At 38.1% G+C, this 17,017-nt stretch carries 16 protein-coding genes; 5 read left to right on the top strand and 11 right to left on the bottom strand.

Features of this window, described 5'->3' with window-relative positions:
• Positions 1-69: 69 nt before the first annotated feature.
• The 3 genes from ACR30L_RS02530 to ACR30L_RS02520 form a co-directional block, all read right to left on the bottom strand.
• Positions 70-813, bottom strand: a complete 744-nt coding sequence (locus ACR30L_RS02530) for a YccT family protein (RefSeq protein WP_435236476.1) — start codon at positions 811-813, stop codon at positions 70-72.
• A gap of 36 nt (positions 814-849) precedes the next feature.
• Positions 850-1,323 carry an FKBP-type peptidyl-prolyl cis-trans isomerase gene (locus ACR30L_RS02525; protein ID WP_435236475.1) on the bottom strand — a complete coding sequence of 158 codons (474 nt, stop codon included), beginning with the start codon at positions 1,321-1,323 and terminating at the stop codon, positions 850-852.
• A 318-nt stretch (positions 1,324-1,641) separates the two neighbouring features.
• Positions 1,642-2,982 (bottom strand): MATE family efflux transporter, encoded by a 1,341-nt coding sequence (locus ACR30L_RS02520; RefSeq protein ID WP_435236474.1) that lies wholly within the window; start codon positions 2,980-2,982, stop codon positions 1,642-1,644.
• A 325-nt stretch (positions 2,983-3,307) separates the two neighbouring features.
• On the opposite strand from ACR30L_RS02520, the gene ACR30L_RS02515 reads away from it, so the two are divergent.
• The 3 genes from ACR30L_RS02515 (at position 3,308) to ACR30L_RS02505 (ending at position 6,991) form a co-directional block, all read left to right on the top strand.
• On the top strand, positions 3,308-4,678 hold the full coding sequence (locus ACR30L_RS02515) for an MATE family efflux transporter (protein ID WP_435236473.1): 1,371 nt from the start codon (positions 3,308-3,310) through the stop codon (positions 4,676-4,678).
• Between the two features lie 479 nt (positions 4,679-5,157).
• Entirely contained in the window at positions 5,158-6,120 is a 963-nt protein-coding gene (locus ACR30L_RS02510; protein WP_435236472.1) for a hypothetical protein, read from the top strand.
• A gap of 274 nt (positions 6,121-6,394) precedes the next feature.
• Positions 6,395-6,991, top strand: coding sequence for a GTP cyclohydrolase II (locus ACR30L_RS02505; RefSeq protein WP_435236471.1), 597 nt, complete (start codon positions 6,395-6,397; stop codon positions 6,989-6,991).
• Positions 6,992-7,225: 234 nt separating this feature from the next.
• Here ACR30L_RS02505 and ACR30L_RS02500 read toward each other — a convergent pair whose 3' ends face one another.
• From ACR30L_RS02500 to sufB, 6 genes are read right to left on the bottom strand one after another with little or no spacing between them, the layout of a single operon-like run.
• Positions 7,226-7,633 carry a SufE family protein gene (locus ACR30L_RS02500; protein WP_435236470.1) on the bottom strand — a complete coding sequence of 136 codons (408 nt, stop codon included), beginning with the start codon at positions 7,631-7,633 and terminating at the stop codon, positions 7,226-7,228.
• Between the two features lie 9 nt (positions 7,634-7,642).
• Positions 7,643-8,176: a putative Fe-S cluster assembly protein SufT gene (gene sufT / locus ACR30L_RS02495; protein ID WP_435237863.1), complete on the bottom strand. Its 534-nt coding sequence runs from the start codon at positions 8,174-8,176 to the stop codon at positions 7,643-7,645.
• A 16-nt stretch (positions 8,177-8,192) separates the two neighbouring features.
• Positions 8,193-9,425, bottom strand: coding sequence for an aminotransferase class V-fold PLP-dependent enzyme (locus ACR30L_RS02490; RefSeq protein WP_435236469.1), 1,233 nt, complete (start codon positions 9,423-9,425; stop codon positions 8,193-8,195).
• Positions 9,418-10,674 carry a Fe-S cluster assembly protein SufD gene (sufD, locus tag ACR30L_RS02485; RefSeq protein ID WP_435236468.1) on the bottom strand — a complete coding sequence of 419 codons (1,257 nt, stop codon included), beginning with the start codon at positions 10,672-10,674 and terminating at the stop codon, positions 9,418-9,420. The genes ACR30L_RS02490 and sufD overlap by 8 nt, the downstream gene beginning before the upstream one ends.
• 1 nt (position 10,675) lies before the next feature.
• Positions 10,676-11,428: a Fe-S cluster assembly ATPase SufC gene (sufC, locus tag ACR30L_RS02480; RefSeq protein ID WP_435236467.1), complete on the bottom strand. Its 753-nt coding sequence runs from the start codon at positions 11,426-11,428 to the stop codon at positions 10,676-10,678.
• Positions 11,429-11,441: 13 nt separating this feature from the next.
• Positions 11,442-12,896: a Fe-S cluster assembly protein SufB gene (gene sufB / locus ACR30L_RS02475; protein ID WP_435236466.1), complete on the bottom strand. Its 1,455-nt coding sequence runs from the start codon at positions 12,894-12,896 to the stop codon at positions 11,442-11,444.
• A 130-nt stretch (positions 12,897-13,026) separates the two neighbouring features.
• Here sufB and ACR30L_RS02470 point away from each other — a divergent pair, with 130 nt between their 5' ends.
• Positions 13,027-13,470 carry an RrF2 family transcriptional regulator gene (locus ACR30L_RS02470; protein ID WP_435236465.1) on the top strand — a complete coding sequence of 148 codons (444 nt, stop codon included), beginning with the start codon at positions 13,027-13,029 and terminating at the stop codon, positions 13,468-13,470.
• A gap of 200 nt (positions 13,471-13,670) precedes the next feature.
• Positions 13,671-14,012 carry a DUF3316 domain-containing protein gene (locus tag ACR30L_RS02465; protein WP_435236464.1) on the top strand — a complete coding sequence of 114 codons (342 nt, stop codon included), beginning with the start codon at positions 13,671-13,673 and terminating at the stop codon, positions 14,010-14,012.
• A gap of 340 nt (positions 14,013-14,352) precedes the next feature.
• Here ACR30L_RS02465 and ahpF read toward each other — a convergent pair whose 3' ends face one another.
• Complete coding sequence (gene ahpF, locus ACR30L_RS02460) at positions 14,353-15,951, bottom strand: alkyl hydroperoxide reductase subunit F (protein WP_435236463.1); 1,599 nt, start codon at positions 15,949-15,951, stop codon at positions 14,353-14,355.
• Between the two features lie 155 nt (positions 15,952-16,106).
• On the bottom strand, positions 16,107-16,664 hold the full coding sequence (gene ahpC / locus ACR30L_RS02455) for an alkyl hydroperoxide reductase subunit C (RefSeq protein WP_435236462.1): 558 nt from the start codon (positions 16,662-16,664) through the stop codon (positions 16,107-16,109).
• Between the last annotated feature and the right edge of the window lie 353 nt (positions 16,665-17,017).

The raw sequence follows: 17,017 nt of genomic DNA, 5'->3' as shown, positions 1-17,017 counted from the left end.
ATTGTGATCTCAATCTCTTAATAACATTCGAGATTGAGAATCGATAAGATAAGCGGTGTTATTACATGGTCATTTTATCATCCAAACCTGCATATTTTTTTGTTCCATTGCATTTAATTTATTGTAATGGTCCTTAAGAATAGTCAGTTTTTCAGTTGTTTCTTTTGCCGACATAGTGGGATCAATAATCCAAATTTTAAAGGCAGTTTGAGTCTCGCTATCAACCACTTTATACAGTGTTTTTAAGGTTTCCAATGCACTGCTGTCGGTTTGAGTTTGCGTCAAACGACTTTCCTGCTTAACGTCTGCTAATTGTGCCTCTAATACGGCCACTTTATCTTCCGCCACTTTTGCTGATTTATATTCTTTAATTTCTTTAAGATAATCACGCCCTAATTGAAAACCAGATTTGAAAGGCAGTAATTCACTTTGATAATTCGCAAGCTCCCCCTGTTGATTCACAATGGTAAACTCAGGCTTTTCTTCATACTTTTCAGCAAGGCGGTATTTCTTAGGTTCCACGGAATCAACCCGTAACACATCAGTGTCAGCCTCTACAATCAGATCAACAATAATAGGTTCAGATTTAAATCTTTCTTCTTCTTTATATTTATCAAGCGTTTGATCGTATCGTAAAACCAATTCATGCTTACCTTCACTAAGCGTTATTTTATTTTCATCGTTCATTAATGAAGGTGCTTCCCTATCCATATACATAATTGTAAAAAAATCAGGGGCAGTGAAAGTTGCAGCAAAGGTTTGGAAAGAAATAACACTTCCAAGAACCAAACTCAGTTTTGTAAAATGGTGCATTGTTTTACCTCAAAAAGTATTAGAATTAAACATAACTCATTCATTAATTGAAATCAGTTCGATATCAAAAATAAGCAAAGATCCTGCTGGAATTTTACCGATTGAACGATCTTTATAGGCTAAATCACTGGGAATAAAGAAACGGTACTTGTCGCCACTTACCATCAACTCAACGCCTTCAATCCACCCTGGAATTACTTTATTTAAATCGAAAGTAACAGGATCACCACGGTCAAGAGAACTATCGAAAATAGTCCCATTTATTAATGTGCCATGATAATTCACCGTTACATTACTATTTATGGTGGGGTGAACACTTCCCTCCCCCTTAGTTAACACTTTATATTGCAGGCCTGACGCGGTTGTTGTTACATCTTCTTTTTGGCCATTTTCTGCGAGGAAAGCAATACCTGCTTGTCTATTTTCAGCCGCATGTTCATTACCCGTAAACACCTTGTAAACAAAAAATAGAATCACAGTCAGCATAAAAATAATGATTGCTTTGTACATACTAAAACCTTCTTTAATGTGGGAAATGATTATTTACTCTATACGCATAATATAAAAATAAGCGTTAAATAATCATACTAATAGGAAATTTATCCTATCCTGCCACAACTTCAATGACACCGCCATTGTTGCTGGTGATATTCATCGCATTGTCACAAAGAATACATTAATGACAGGAAATCAATACCATTGAGAAGCACAGAGTAACTAAAATGGGCGGTGCCAAATACAATCGCGAGGAAAGATTAAGCGAGAATCACAACTACTGTAAAAATAATCCACGCCATCAATGTATATTGATTGCCGATAGATATAGTTTTACGATTTAGCCTGTATTTTCGCCTTCAAAAACACCCCAACCCAAAGTAGACCAATGGCTCCGGACAGTAGATCTGTGATTAACCGACCAGTAAAAATACCTGACACGCCCCAATAAGCACTACCTAAAAAAGATAACGGTAATAGCAAAACAAGCACACGTGTAAAGGTTAATAGTGTTGTATGAACAGGTCGATTCATCCCGGTCAGGAAAAAACCGCTATATCGATGAACTTCCATCATGCCATACCCAAAGGAAATGGTACGAACGTAGGTAATAAAAACATCAGTCACATCGGGGTCTTGGGTAAATAGCTGTGCTAAATAAGGGGCGCCAATAAAGAAAACAAGCGCAATAAACACGCCGTATCCCAATGCAAATAAAGTTGCATACTTCCTCGCCTCGATGATGCGATCAATCCTTTGTCCACCATAATTTTGACTCACAAAGGGAGTTAAACTCATTCCTAGGGCCATCGGTATAACAAAAGCAAACATTTCCATTCGGCTTGCGGCACTCACACCGGCAACCGCTGCGACACCGTGCTGACTTATTAATGCGGTGATCACCCCACCAGAAATAGGCATCAGCATCATGGTCATACTAGCCGGAATAGCGAAGCTTGCTATCCTTTTCCATGAATGCAATAACGCACTAAAATTGGGTTGACGAAATTTTATTAAAGGATATTTAATGGCTAACAAATAGAAAAGCCAACAACTTGAAATGGCTTGGGAAATAACCGTTGCTAATGCCGCGCCCAAAATACCCAATGCAGGCACGCCCAACCATCCAAAAATAAAAATAGGATCCAGGATAATATTAACAATTGCCCCTAATGCCATAAATCGACTCGCAGACTTAGAATCGCCGAGTGAAATTAAAATACCATTTCCCATCATTGGGATCGCCATAAAGACCGCCCCAAAATACCAAGTATTCATATAATTTCTAACAAAGGGCAAGGTCTGATCATCCGCCCCCAACATATTAAAAATAATGTTCACACTTAAGTAACCACAAACGGCTAATAAAATAGAAAAAAGTATAATCAAACACACGCCATGGGTAACAATATTGGCCGCAGCGTCATTATCTTTTCGTCCCATCGCGTTGGAAGATAATGCAGTAATCCCCGTTCCAACACCGCTAGCCACTAATGTAAAAAACATAACGACCGGAAATGTAAAACCCATTGCAGCTAACGGCAAGGTACCTAATTGAGCGACATACATGGTATCTGCAAGGTTATAAGCATTCATCGTAATCGTACCAACGAGCATTGGCAGTGCCATACGAAATAATGTTTGTTTAACATCGAACTGGATTAACTTAGGCATGGGTTTTCTTTATTTGAAAGTGATAAAATAGGATAATATAAAAGATGTAAATTATATTATTTTTAGGTATTACTGTATCAGAAAAAAGCACATGATTATTGTAATAATCCAAACAAAAAATAATTTGTTTTGTGTTATGAACAATAAATACTAATTGCCTTTAAAACCAATGGGATTAGTAATAAATTTTCTTTTATTCTTCATTAAAAAATAACCGCTTCACATCCTAAAATATAACCTCTATTTTGATAGCACTTAACTGCATATTTCTTTATTATGGAACACAAAAAATCACACTCTTATAAATTCAAAGTGAGAATTGCACTTGCATCGTTATACAAAAGAAGTAAAACAGCTCGTTAGCCTAGCTACTCCGGTCCTTTTAGCCTCGATTGCCCAAACCGGTATGGGCTTTGTCGATACGGTGATGGCAGGCAGCGTGAGTGCAACGGATATGGCAGCGGTTGCGGTTGCAGCAAGTATTTGGTTTCCCACTATTATGTTTGGTGCAGGCTTATTAATGGCACTGGTTCCCGTTGTTGCCCAATTAAACGGGGCAGGTAAAAAAAGCCAAATTCCTTTTCAAATATATCAAGGTTTTTGGTTATCACTACTCATCACATTACCCATCCTATTGGTTTTATTTCAAACCCAACTCATTGTTCAATGGATGGATATCGACCCGCTGATGGCAGAAAAAACCATTGGTTATATGCAAGCGATTATGTGGTCTGTCCCTGCATTTTTGTTATATCAAACATTACGCTCATTTTCAGATGGCATGTCAGTGACCAAACCGGCAATGATCATTGGCTTTATTGGTTTAGCCGCGAATATCCCATTAAATTGGATTTTTGTTTATGGGAAATTAGGCGCCCCAGAATTAGGAGGTGTGGGATGTGGTGTAGCAACCGCCATTGTTTTTTGGATCATGTTTATTGCCATGTTTATCTATATTCTGGTGTCTTCAAAATTAAAACCAGTAAAGCTATTTGCTCAACACCACAAACTGAAGTGGCAATCACAGGTCAGATTAATCAAACTCGGCTTACCTATTGCGCTTGCTTTATTTTTTGAAATTACCCTATTTGCAGTGGTTGCATTATTGGTCGCCCCACTTGGTTCAATCGTTGTTGCCGCCCATCAAGTTGCCATTAACTTTTCTTCCTTGGTCTTTATGTTTCCATTAAGTATTGGTATCGCCACCAGTATTCGAGTCGGTCATAAACTGGGAGAAGAAAACACTGAATCGGCTAAAGTAACTTGCCAAGTAGCAATAATGCTAGGGCTATTATGCGCATTGTTTACCGCCCTTGTTACGATTATATTCAGAGAATCTATTACCGCGCTATATACTTCAGATCCCGCCGTATCAGCGATTGCGATTCAACTTCTCTTTATTGCTGCAATCTATCAAATAACAGATTCAATTCAAGTTGTTGGAGGTGGTGCACTAAGGGGCTATAAAGACATGAAGGCTATTTTCCTTTGTACATTTATTGCCTATTGGATCCTTGGTTTACCTTCCGGGATTATACTGGGAAGCACCGATTATATTGTTGATAAAATGGGCGTTTATGGTTACTGGGTTGGTTTTATTATTGGTTTAACAAGTTCCGCTATCATGATGAGTTCGCGGCTTTTATGGATGCACCGCCAAAGCAGAGAACAACAGCTTAAATTTGCCGCAAGGTAATACTTGTAAAAGGAAAAACAAAGATTAATTTTTAAGTTACACCTTGCCACAAAGCATCAATCTTAACGAAGTGTTTATATACCCGTTACCAATCAAGATGCGTTTATCAGTCACTAGCTCGGATACCAAGGCAAGGCGTAACATGATGACCTTTCGAGCGATTAACTGCGTTAATCCTCTATCGGTAGATGTAAAAACAAGACTTTACATCTTTAATGGCTAGTCCTTATCGAATGTTATAACGCAGTATTGCCATGGTTTATAAGAAACGAGCTCGTGACCCGCAGGGCAAGACGAGAGGCAAACATCTTCGTTGTTATAAAGTCTCGATTTAACCCGTTAGATCTTCACCTTTATGCCTAGAATCTGCTCACCTCTCGTCTTACTGATTTCTGCATCTTGAATGGTAACGGGTATAAGTCACATTTATTCTGCTGCTTTTAACCTATCATGTTAATCCATTTATTCAATGAGTTAGCATGATGCTGCAATTTCCAAAAATTATTTTTACCGCTTTTATACTACTCCCTCTATCACTGTTCTCCTCCGACAGTCATAGCGATGACTCTGAACCAACACAAACCATTGATGAAACAGGAACCTACAAGGTACTCAGTTCAACATCCCTTAATTCAGACGGTGTAGAGGGTGAATCTGCTTACCATTTAATTCAAGAAGCATTTGGATTCAACTCAATAGAAGCGCCGGATTTATACGGTAAAGTGAATCATCAGGGAACGCCGCATATTCAAGAGGGATCCGATACTGTCGTCGGAAATTATTTTATTTTCTTAATACATCGCGACTTAGATAAAGACCGGGATAAGATCAATAAAACAGATAGACAAAGAAACGAAATAAAAGTCTATGGCGGATCAGAAAATGCGTTAAAAGGGATAAAAAACACGACCTTTGAATACAGCTGGAAATTTAAACTCGGTGATAATTTAGCCGTAACTAAAAAATTTACCCACTTATTTCAATTAAAAGCCGTCGGAAAGGGAGAAATTAATACACCACTATTAACCATTACCGCCAATACCAAAAATTCAACACCAGGATTAGAAATTCGCCACTCGGATTATCAAGCTGATGGTAAAAAAACCAGTAAGCATACCCTAGCGCATACCGGTAGCATGGGAATAAGTTGGGAATCGCTTCGTGGAAAATGGATTGAAGCCTTTGTACGCGCTAACTATAGTGAACATGGTCGTTTGTATCTTACCCTTAAAATACTGGGTGAAGATGCCCCCTTTATTAAGATTTATCAACCCGATATAGAAATGTGGCGAGCAGCCTCCAGTAGTGGCTACAGTAATTTTATACGTCCCAAATGGGGAATTTATCGATCTTTAATTAAGGCAAATGAACTCAATGAACAGGATGAGGTCGACTTTGCTGATTTTAAAATTCAAGAAGTTAGCCCAGTGGTAAACAACTAGTTAAAAACAATAAGGATTTGATCTCGATTCAAAGCATAAATCCAATCTCTCCTCTGCCATCCGAAATGTTTTTTTCGGAGGCCAAAACAAGGTGCAATATAAAGCAAAGAACAAGCCGTTATCGAAGGTAACACGCGGTCTTGGTCTTTGAATGGGTCACCTGATTTTGCATCTTAAATGGTAATGGATACCAAATAAGGTATAATAGTTCGATTATAATAATTTATTAAATGCTCTTATTTTCGAGGATTTAATATCAGTACTTAGGATTAAAATGGTTAATGTAAGGGCACGAGTACCTTTTAAAGTCGGATTAAAAAGTAATATTCCAGCAGAACTACTTTCCTTTAGCGGCCTAGAATCAGGCAAAGAACATGTTGCTGTTATTTTCAAAAACGCAGATAAAAAAGCAACGCCATTAGTGCGTATGCATTCAGAATGTTTAACCGGTGATGTTTTTCATTCATCTCGTTGTGACTGTGGTGAACAGTTAAATGAAACCATTGAAAAAATGGGCGAGCAAGGCGGGATTATTTTATATCTTCGCCAAGAAGGTCGAGGCATTGGCTTATACAATAAAATTGATGCCTATGTGCTACAAACGGCAGGAATGGATACTTATCAAGCGAATAACCACCTTGGTTTTCCGGATGATCTTCGTAATTTTAGTGAAGCCGCTCAAATGCTAAAAGCACTCAGTGTTGATGAAATCCGCCTAATCACGAACAATCCGAAAAAAGTGAATGAGTTAAGAGAGTTAGGCATGAAAATCAGTGAAGTGGTTGAGACAAAAACACACCTTAAGGATGGTAATGAAAGTTACCTGAAAGTCAAAGCATCGCATGGTAAACACAACTTACACTTTGATTAGTTAACGACATGTCAACGAGATAAGTAATACCAATTGTAGTAAATATGTGATCTAAATTTTGCACTAGAAAATAGTTTAGTGTGAGGCGAAATTTATATAAATGGTTGTTTTCTTTAGGACAATTTTAACAAAGAAAGAAACCATTTTATTACTAAAACAGATCAGCTAATTATTACGATTGGTATAAAATCATCTCACCTTTTCAAGGGCAATATCATTTCCCGTATTCATTGCTTATTGTTCAGTCGCAATTTCCGTTATTTTACTAACAACAGCACGCACACCATTACCTCGTGTCGGACTAAGATGACGGAAAAGATCTAATCGAGAGAAGTAATCATCAACATCAAAGGCAATAATTTCACTGGCGGTCTTATCATTAAATGCAGCCAATACCAGAATCAGTAATCCTTTAACAATAATGGCATCACTATCTAACTGTAATTGTAATTTACCGTCCTGGATATTCGTTGATAACCATACATTGCTTTGGCAACCACGGATTAAATTAGCAGGTACCTTTAATGATTCAGGCATCTCAGGCAAGCTTTTACCAAGATCAATAATATATTGATAACGTTCCTGCCAATCGTCAAAGAATTCAAAATCATCTAAGATTTCAGCAGTCGTCGGGTAAGTCATTTTATCTCCTTAAAAAATTAATCCAGATTCCAATTGTGCATCCAAGCTCATCATATCTTTATGCCAAGGCGGATCAAACACAATATCTACATGGACTTTTTTAACATTCGGCACACGTAGTAATCGTGATTCAACATCCCCAACGAGTACCGGCCCCATGCCACAACCAGGCGCAGTTAAAGTCATTTTCACCAATACTTCACCGGATTCAGGGATCACATCGACATTATAGATTAATCCAAGTTGCACTAAACTGATCGCGATTTCGGGATCGTAGATAGTATCGAGCGCTTTCCAAATTTGGTCAGTATTAACCTTGCCAGACCCATCGTCTTCAAAATCAATATGAACACTTTCCTGACCAATCGCATCGGCATCACAACCATCAATACGGTACATATTCCCTTGCCATGTTACCGTATAATTGCCGCCCATACTCTGAGTAATACTAACAAACTCATTCTTATTTAGTACGGCGACTTCACCAGTAGGCACACGTCTTACTGGACAATCGCGATTAAGGGTTACTATTTTTTGCATGATTTACCTTCGATTTTATCTAACAAAGCATCGCTTTTGCTTTACTTAAGGCATCGATAAAACAATCCACATCTTCACGTGTATTATAAAGCGAGAAGGAAGCCCTCGCCGTGCCAGAAAGTCCAAGACGTTCCATTAATGGCTCTGCACAATGGTGCCCTGAGCGAATCGCGACACCTTGTTGATCAAGCATAAAACCGATATCAGAAGAATGCACTTGGTCTAGTGTAAAACTTAATACTCCCGCTTTTTGTTTGGCTTGCCCAATGACATTAACACCTGGAATTTTTAAAATTTCAGAGGTTGCATATTTAAGTAATTCCGCTTCATATTGATGACGAGCTTCATAGTCAATGTCCATTAACCATTTTGCGGCAGCAGCCACACCAATCGCACCTGCAATATTGGGTGTACCAGCCTCAAATTTATAGGGTAACGTATTCCACTCTGCGGTTTGATAGGTAACATGAGAAATCATCTCTCCGCCGGTTTGCCATACGGGCCAATCTAACAATAAAGATGATTTTCCCCAAAGTACGCCAATCCCCGTTGGACCAAACATTTTATGTCCAGAGAATACATAAAAGTCACAACCGATATCTTGAACATCAACGGGTTGATGAGCAATCCCCTGCGCACCATCCACCAACACCCAAGCCCCCACTGCTTTTGCCATTTTAGTTAATTTAACTATCGGGTTTACGGTACCCAGCGCATTAGATACATGCGAAAAAGCAACCATTACCGTCTGTGGACTAAGTAGTGCTTGAAACTTATCCAGATCAATTTCGCCCAGTTCATTAATCGGAGCAATTTTTAAGGTTGCACCTGATTTTTCACAGGCTTGTTGCCAAGGAATTAAATTTGCATGATGCTCTAATTCAGTCACTAACACTTCGTCGCCGGGTTTTAACCATTTAACGATACCGTTAGCAATAATATTAATCCCTTCGGTTGTTCCTCTTGTCCAAATAACTTCTTCTTTTTGAGGCGCATTAATAAAACTAGCCATGGTGCTACGTGCACCTTCAAAGGCATTTGTGGCTTGATCGGCTAAACGATGTGCACCGCGATGAACATTTGAATTGTAACCAGTGTAGTAATCCACTAATACATCAATCACCGCCTGCGGTTTTTGTGTCGTCGCTGCATTGTCTAGGTACACAAGTGCGGGTTGCTTTGATTCAGAAGGCTGCAACAATGGGAATTGCGCACGAATTTGTTCAACCGAAAAAACCTCATTGTTAGCCATTAAGTTCTACCTTTTTCAAACGTTCACCGGTTGCTAACGCTAGCCACTCACCAATACTTGGATGTGGTAATTCTTCGAGCATTTCATTAACAAAACCAAAATTGAGTATTTCAAGAGCACGCATATGATCTATCCCACGTGACGTCATGTAATACAGCATTTCAGGATCAATTTGAGAAATAGTTGCACCATGCGCACACTGCACATCATCGGTATAAATTTCAAGTTCAGGCTTAGTATCAATTTCGGCTTTATGAGAAAGTAATAAATTACGATTATTCATTTCAGCCGCTGTTTTAGGGGCACCAGGATGAATATGAATACGTCCATTGAATACTGCATGAGATTCACCGGCAATAAGCCCTTTGGTACGTGTTTTGGTAATTCCATTAACGCTAGTGTGTTCAAAATTACTATGCAGATCAAAATGCTCTTTCGCATCCGTTAAATAGAAACCATTAAGCAAGGCATAACTGTCTCTGCCCAAGTGTTTAACATCGTAATCAAGACGGGTCAATTTGCTACCAAATCCAATTAAGTAACTTAATAGTTTACTGTTTTTCTGGAGATTAAAATGGCAGCCATTAATACTAATCGCTTCGCGCTGTTGCGTCGCTAACTTGTAATGCGTTAACACCGCATATTCATCGATATCATATTCGCTAACATGCGTATTAAAAGAAGAATCGTCACCAATTGAATGCTCAATAATTGTCGCTTCAGATCCTTTACCTAATCGCACTAAATTACGGCAATGTGCTTCTTGATTATCAGTCATTCGATTAACAAGTCGAATTGGACTCGCTAATTTATAATCCGCAGCAATATTAATTAATACACCTGCAGATGCTAATACATCATTCACTAAACCGAAATAATGAGACTCAGGTTTAATATGATTAAATTGTGCTAGGGCCCATTGCTGCTCATTGGCTGATGCATTTTCTAAAGAAGAAATAGTCACACCTTCGGGTAAATTTTCAGGCAACTGACTCACTTGACCATTTACAAATACAATATCAATTGTTTCTAGCTCAGGCAGCCCCGCTTCTTGAGTAGATGGTATCGTTCCACCTAGCTCAAAATCACTTTTTTCAATAGCAGTAACCGGAGTATATTTCCACGCTTCAGTTTTACGGGTTGGCCATGATTTATTTTTAAGCGCCACTAAAGAGGATTTACGTTTACTGGCTAGCCAATCGTTTACCGGTTGATAATTTTCAAGCGTACGTTTTAGCCAATTTTCCATATTAAGACTCCTCACCATCGGTAAGCCAGCTATAGCCTTTTAACTCTAACTCTTTAGCTAATGATGCATCGCCACTTTTAATGATTCTTCCCTTGTACAATACATGTACAAAATCCGGTTTAATATAATCAAGTAAACGCTGATAATGGGTGATCACAATAAAACTACGATCTGGAGAACGCTGGCTATTTACGCCATCTGCAACCAATTGTAATGCGTCGATATCTAAACCTGAGTCCGTTTCATCAAGAATAACGAGTTTTGGTTTAATCAGTAGCATTTGCAATATTTCATTGCGTTTCTTTTCACCACCAGAAAAACCTTCATTAACACCGCGCTTTAGAAATTCAATCGGAAGTTTTACCTGCTGGCAGGCAGCTTTAGCTTCTTGCAAAAACTCACGTGCGCTCATTTCTGGTAAATTATTATCTGCTCGATGACTATCAACCGCCGCTTTAAGGAACGTCATATTACTAACGCCAGGTAACTCAATCGGATATTGGAAAGCAAGGAAAAGGCCGGCTTTAGCTCGTTCTTCAACGGATAGTTCTAATAGATCCTGTTCATGAATGCTAACGGCACCAGACGTTACTTCATAACCTTCTCGGCCTGATAGTACATAACCGGTTGTACTTTTTCCTGAGCCATTTGGCCCCATAATTGCGTGGATTTCGCCAGGATTAATGGTTAGATTCAAGCCTTTTAAAATTTCTTTATTATCGATCGATGCGTGTAGATTTTCAATTTTTAACATGTCTATACCTCTTTTATCCTACCGAGCCTTCTAGGCTTATTTCCAATAACTTATGTGCTTCCACTGCAAACTCCATTGGGAGCTCTTTAATCACATCTTTACAGAAGCCATTAACAATCATGGAAACGGCTTTTTCTGTCTCAATCCCACGCTGTTGGCATAAAAACAATTGATCATCGGAAACCTTGGATGTCGTTGCTTCATGCTCAACGGTGGCCGATGGATTACGACTAGTGACATAAGGGAATGTATGTGCGCCACATTCAGTACCAATTAATAAAGAATCACATTGAGTGTAATTTCTTGCTCTTTCTGCACTTGGACCAATCCAAACTAAGCCACGGTAGCTATTATTACTGCGAGCTGCGGAGATACCTTTTGAAATAATCGTTGATTTAGTATTTTTACCTAAATGAATCATCTTGGTACCCGTATCAGCTTGCTGCATGCCACGAGTTAGCGCAACGGAGTAAAATTCCCCCACACTATTATCACCTTTCAAAATACAACTTGGATATTTCCAAGTAATAGATGACCCGGTTTCTACCTGCGTCCACGAGATCTTCGCACGATCATGACAGATCCCGCGTTTAGTCACGAAGTTATAGATACCGCCCTTTCCGTTTTCATCGCCCGGATACCAGTTTTGTACCGTCGAATATTTAATGTCAGCATCATCCATCGCAATCAATTCAACCACAGCTGCATGCAACTGGTTTTCATCACGTTGAGGTGCCGTACACCCTTCTAGATAACTTACTTGACTGCCTTCATCGGCAACAATTAAAGTACGTTCAAATTGTCCCGTATTTTGTTCATTGATACGGAAGTAAGTCGATAATTCCATCGGGCACTTAGTGCCTTTAGGAATATAAACGAAAGAACCGTCGGTAAATACCGCACAGTTAAGTGCCGCAAAAAAGTTATCGGTTTGAGAGACAACACTACCCAGGTATTTTTTAACTAATTCTGGATATTCACGAATTGCTTCGGAAATTGGACAGAAAATAACACCGGATTCTTTTAATTTTTCACGAAAGGTGGTTACCACGGATACCGAATCAAATACGACATCGATAGCCACACCTGCGAGCATTTTTTGCTCTTCAAGAGGAATACCCAGTTTGTTATAAGTATCAATTAACTCAGGATCGACTTCATCTAAACTCTTCGGCGCATCTTCTAAACTCTTTGGTGCAGAGTAGTAAGAAATGGCCTGAAAATCGATACGTGGAAAATCTACTTTAGCCCAATCAGGCTCATCCATTTTTAGCCATGCAGCATAAGCTTTTAGTCGCCAATCAAGCATCCACTCAGGTTCTTTTTTGATCGCAGAGATAGTGCGAATAGTTTCTTCGGACAACCCAGGCGCTAACGTACTTGATGCGATAGGAGAGACAAAACCGGCTTCATATTGCCTATTAATTGCATTATCTACTTCTACTTCTACTTCTACTTCTACGGACATTTGTATCACTCCATACTAATTCGTTTTAACATGTATTTGTAATGCATGTTTATAACATGTATATTATATATATGTTTAGACACTGTCAATTCTGTTTGGCAAAAGTATCAGGATTAGAAAGGAAAATTAAATGCAATTAACCAAACTGACGGATTATGGATTCAAGGTGTTAATTTTTCTAGCAAATAAACCTGAAAAATACCTAGCCAGCATTGATGAAATCGCTAACACTTACCAACTTCCAAAAAACAGTGTAGTAAAAGTCATCCATCAACTCGGTAAGGGTAACATTATTGAAACCCGTCGTGGGAAAGGCGGTGGTTTTTTATTAGCAAAAAAACCTATCGACATAAAAATAAGTGACGTTGTTTCGTTATTAGAAGGTGATATTGACGTCGTCGATTGTGCAAGTCATAACTGTTATTTACAAAGCTCATGCCAATTAAAGGGCATTATCAATAAAGCAACATTCGCATTTTTAGACGTACTGAAAGAATACTCCATTGAAGATTTAATCAGTCACCAGCAACACGGTTTATTTAATGTTGTAAATATTGAACCTAATGAGATATAAAATCAATTTTATCTCTTTTTCGTAACAAACCGCATTACAAAATTTCCTATTCCGACCTATTCAATAACGCATTCTTAAACAATTAAGTTTGTCACACTGTTTTTACACAATCTTTACATTAATTGACGTACATCACATAAAGTAAAGCGTAACATTCTCCTTATCAACTAACACTCTTTTAATTTGAATAAGGAAAGACTATGAAAAAATTATTAACTATCGCAGCTGCTAGCATCCTGTTAAGTTCAACCGCTTTTGCATCAACGGTTATTGAAGAAAGCAACTCTCATTTTTCAACGGGTACATATCAAACTAAAGCAGATGCTTATAATGCGGGCTTTGATATTGTCGATAATTTAAAAACCATGAGTAACGGTGAGCTACGTAAAGAGTTATCACTTTATGACGAAGGTTTCGCTCGTGATATCACCATTAATAGCTCAAAAGTAACTGTCAGTGAATATTCAAATGCACCTGGTGAAGTCAACTATAAAGCATTAGTCAATGTTGATTACAATTACAAAGCAAATGAAAGCGAGTAATACAATTAAATATGATTCGATCAAAAACTAAATCCACTTATTAATAAGTGGATTTTTTATGACCTTCAATAAATAAAAAACCTCATCATCTGATAATAAAATTGATGAATACCAATCGTAATAATTAGCTGATCTATTTTGCTGGTTAAAATAATTTATTTCTTTGTTGAAAGTTTCGTTAAGGGAACAACCATTTACATCAACTTTCGCCTCAAACTAAACCATTTTTCCAGCGCAAAATTTAGATCACATACTTAATACAATTGGTATAACAACTTTACTATCAAATAATGAGGTAAAAAAAACCAATACTTCCGACAAAAAAGTATTGGTTTAAAACCTAGTTAGTCTTTTTACGCGACTGCGTGCTTGGCACTGGCGTACGAATCAAGTGTTCGAAGGCACTTAAACTGGCTTTTGAACCTTCGCCCATCGCAATAATAATTTGTTTGTAAGGAACAGTTGTCACATCACCTGCTGCAAAGATACCTGCAACCGACGTTTCACCTTTTGCATTCACTTCAATTTCACCACGATCTGATAACACAATTCCACTGTCTTTCAAAAATTCACTATTTGGCACTAACCCAATTTGTACAAAGATACCTGCAAGTTCGATTTGTTTTGCTGCACCGCTCGCTCGGTCAGTGTAATTAAGTGCAGTAACACGCGTACCATCACCAATTACTTCAGTTGTTTGAGCTTGTTTAATGATATCGATATTACCCATACTATTAGCTTTATCGATTAACACTTGGTCAGCACGTAAAGTATCTGCAAATTCCAATACTGTTACATGTTTAACAAGACCCGCCAAATCAATTGCGGCTTCGATACCTGAGTTACCACCACCGATAACAGCGACTTTTTTGCCTTTAAACAATGGACCGTCACAGTGAGGACAATAAGCAACACCTTTATTGCGGTATTCTTGTTCACCTGGTACGTTCATTTCACGCCAGCGAGCACCGGTAGACAGTATTACGCTACGGCTTTTTAATGTTGCGCCACTTTCAAGTTCAACATGAATATAACCATCATCTGTTTTTTCAGCACGAACAACACTATCTGCTTTTTGTTCACTCATAATATCAACATCATATTCTTTTACGTGTTCTTCAAGCGCAGCCGCTAATTTTGGCCCTTGTGTTTCTTTAACAGAAATAAAGTTCTCAATTGCCATGGTATCCATGACCTGACCACCGAAACGTTCAGCAACCACACCCGTACGAATACCTTTACGTGCCGCATAAATAGCAGCCGATGCACCCGCTGGGCCACCACCAACAACTAAGACTTCATAGGGTTCTTTTTTACTTAATGCTTCAGCTTGTTTTTTCGATGCACCAGTATCTACTTTTTGTAGAATTTCATTTAATGAAATACGACCTTGAGTAAAGATTTCGCCATTTAAGTAAACGCTTGGTACAGCCATGATGTTACGCTCAGCAACTTCATCTTGAAATGCAGCGCCATCGATCATCGTCATCGTAATATTTGGGTTAATCGCGGCCATCATATTTAACGCCTGAACAACATCCGGACAGTTCTGACAGCTTAATGAAATAAATACCTCAAAGTTCATTTCGCCTTCAAGATTAGCAATTTGCTCAATCACTTCAGGCTCTAATTTCATTGGGTGGCCGCCACTGTGTAACAGCGCTAATACCAACGAAGTAAACTCATGTCCCATCGGTAAACCAGCAAATCCAAGTGATGTTTGTTTCGTTGGATTCACCACACGCATAATTGGTTTACGTGCACTAGCACTTGGATCATCGATAACCTTTACTTTATTATTTAGAGAAGCGATATCGCTTGCTAAGTCACGTAATTTGCTACCGGTTTCACTGTCATCAAGACTAAGAACCAAATTTACATCACTTTTTAAATTTTGTAAGTAGGCTTCTAATTGGGTTTTCATTTGTTGTTCTAACATAATAATACCTTTGTAAATTTTTTGTAGATTGCTATCTGGGAAAGACTACTTTCATTTAAAAATCTATTCTCATCGCAATAAAAATATATTTTTAAAGTGCCTCATTAATTAAAATAAGGCACTTTGGCGTAGTTTAAAATTTAGAAAATGCTAATCTAGATTTTACCAACTAGGTCAAGAGATGGTGCAAGAGTCGCTTCACCTTCTTTCCATTTAGCTGGACATACTTCACCTGGGTGAGCAGCTACATATTGTGCAGCTTTAACTTTACGCATTAGGTCTTCAGCGTCACGGCCAACACCTTCAGCAGTTACTTCTAGTGCTTGAACAACACCTTGTGGGTCTAAAAGGAATGTACCACGGTTTGCAAGGCCTTGACCTTCACGCATCATACCGAAGTTATTAGTAATCACACCTGATTGGTCACCAACCATGTAGTAGTTGATTTTACCAATTGTATCTGAACTATCGTGCCATGCTTTGTGAGTGAAGTGAGTATCAGTAGATACAGAAAATACTTCAACACCTAATTTTTGTAATTCTTCGTAATGGTCTGCAACATCACCTAGTTCAGTTGGGCAAACAAAAGTAAAGTCAGCAGGGTAAAAGAAAAAGATAGACCATTTACCTAATACATCTTTCTCAGAGATTTCTACGAATTCGCCTTGTTTGAAAGCTGATGCATTAAATGGTTTTAATTCTGTGTTGATCATGTTTTTATCCTTTAAATTAATAGTTAATTACTTAATTGAATACTTACTGCTTATCCATGTGATGAATTATGGGGTAATTTTATAAATAGGTAAAATTGTTTATATCTATAAAAACAATAGCCAAAAACTATTACAAAATGTAATAGTAGAAAGCGAAAGTAACGCCCCATCATTTTTTACTAGAATAAGTTGCAGCCTAGTTTGAAACATTAATTTCAAGTGAGCAAATTATTTCGGTTATTTTTTGAACATTTAAATAAATGATACTTATTTTACAAATATCCTCCCTTAAAATTCCAAACACCAATCCTTTAGCTTTCATATTAATGCTCTAGCAATGCTAAGTTCTCTAT

Origin of the sequence: Psychromonas saccharinae, assembly GCF_051201515.1 — a bacterium.
GTDB lineage: Bacteria > Pseudomonadota > Gammaproteobacteria > Enterobacterales > Psychromonadaceae > Psychromonas.
The sequence above is the reverse complement of the archived record's forward strand: the minus strand, read 5'-3'. Positions and strand labels throughout refer to the sequence as shown.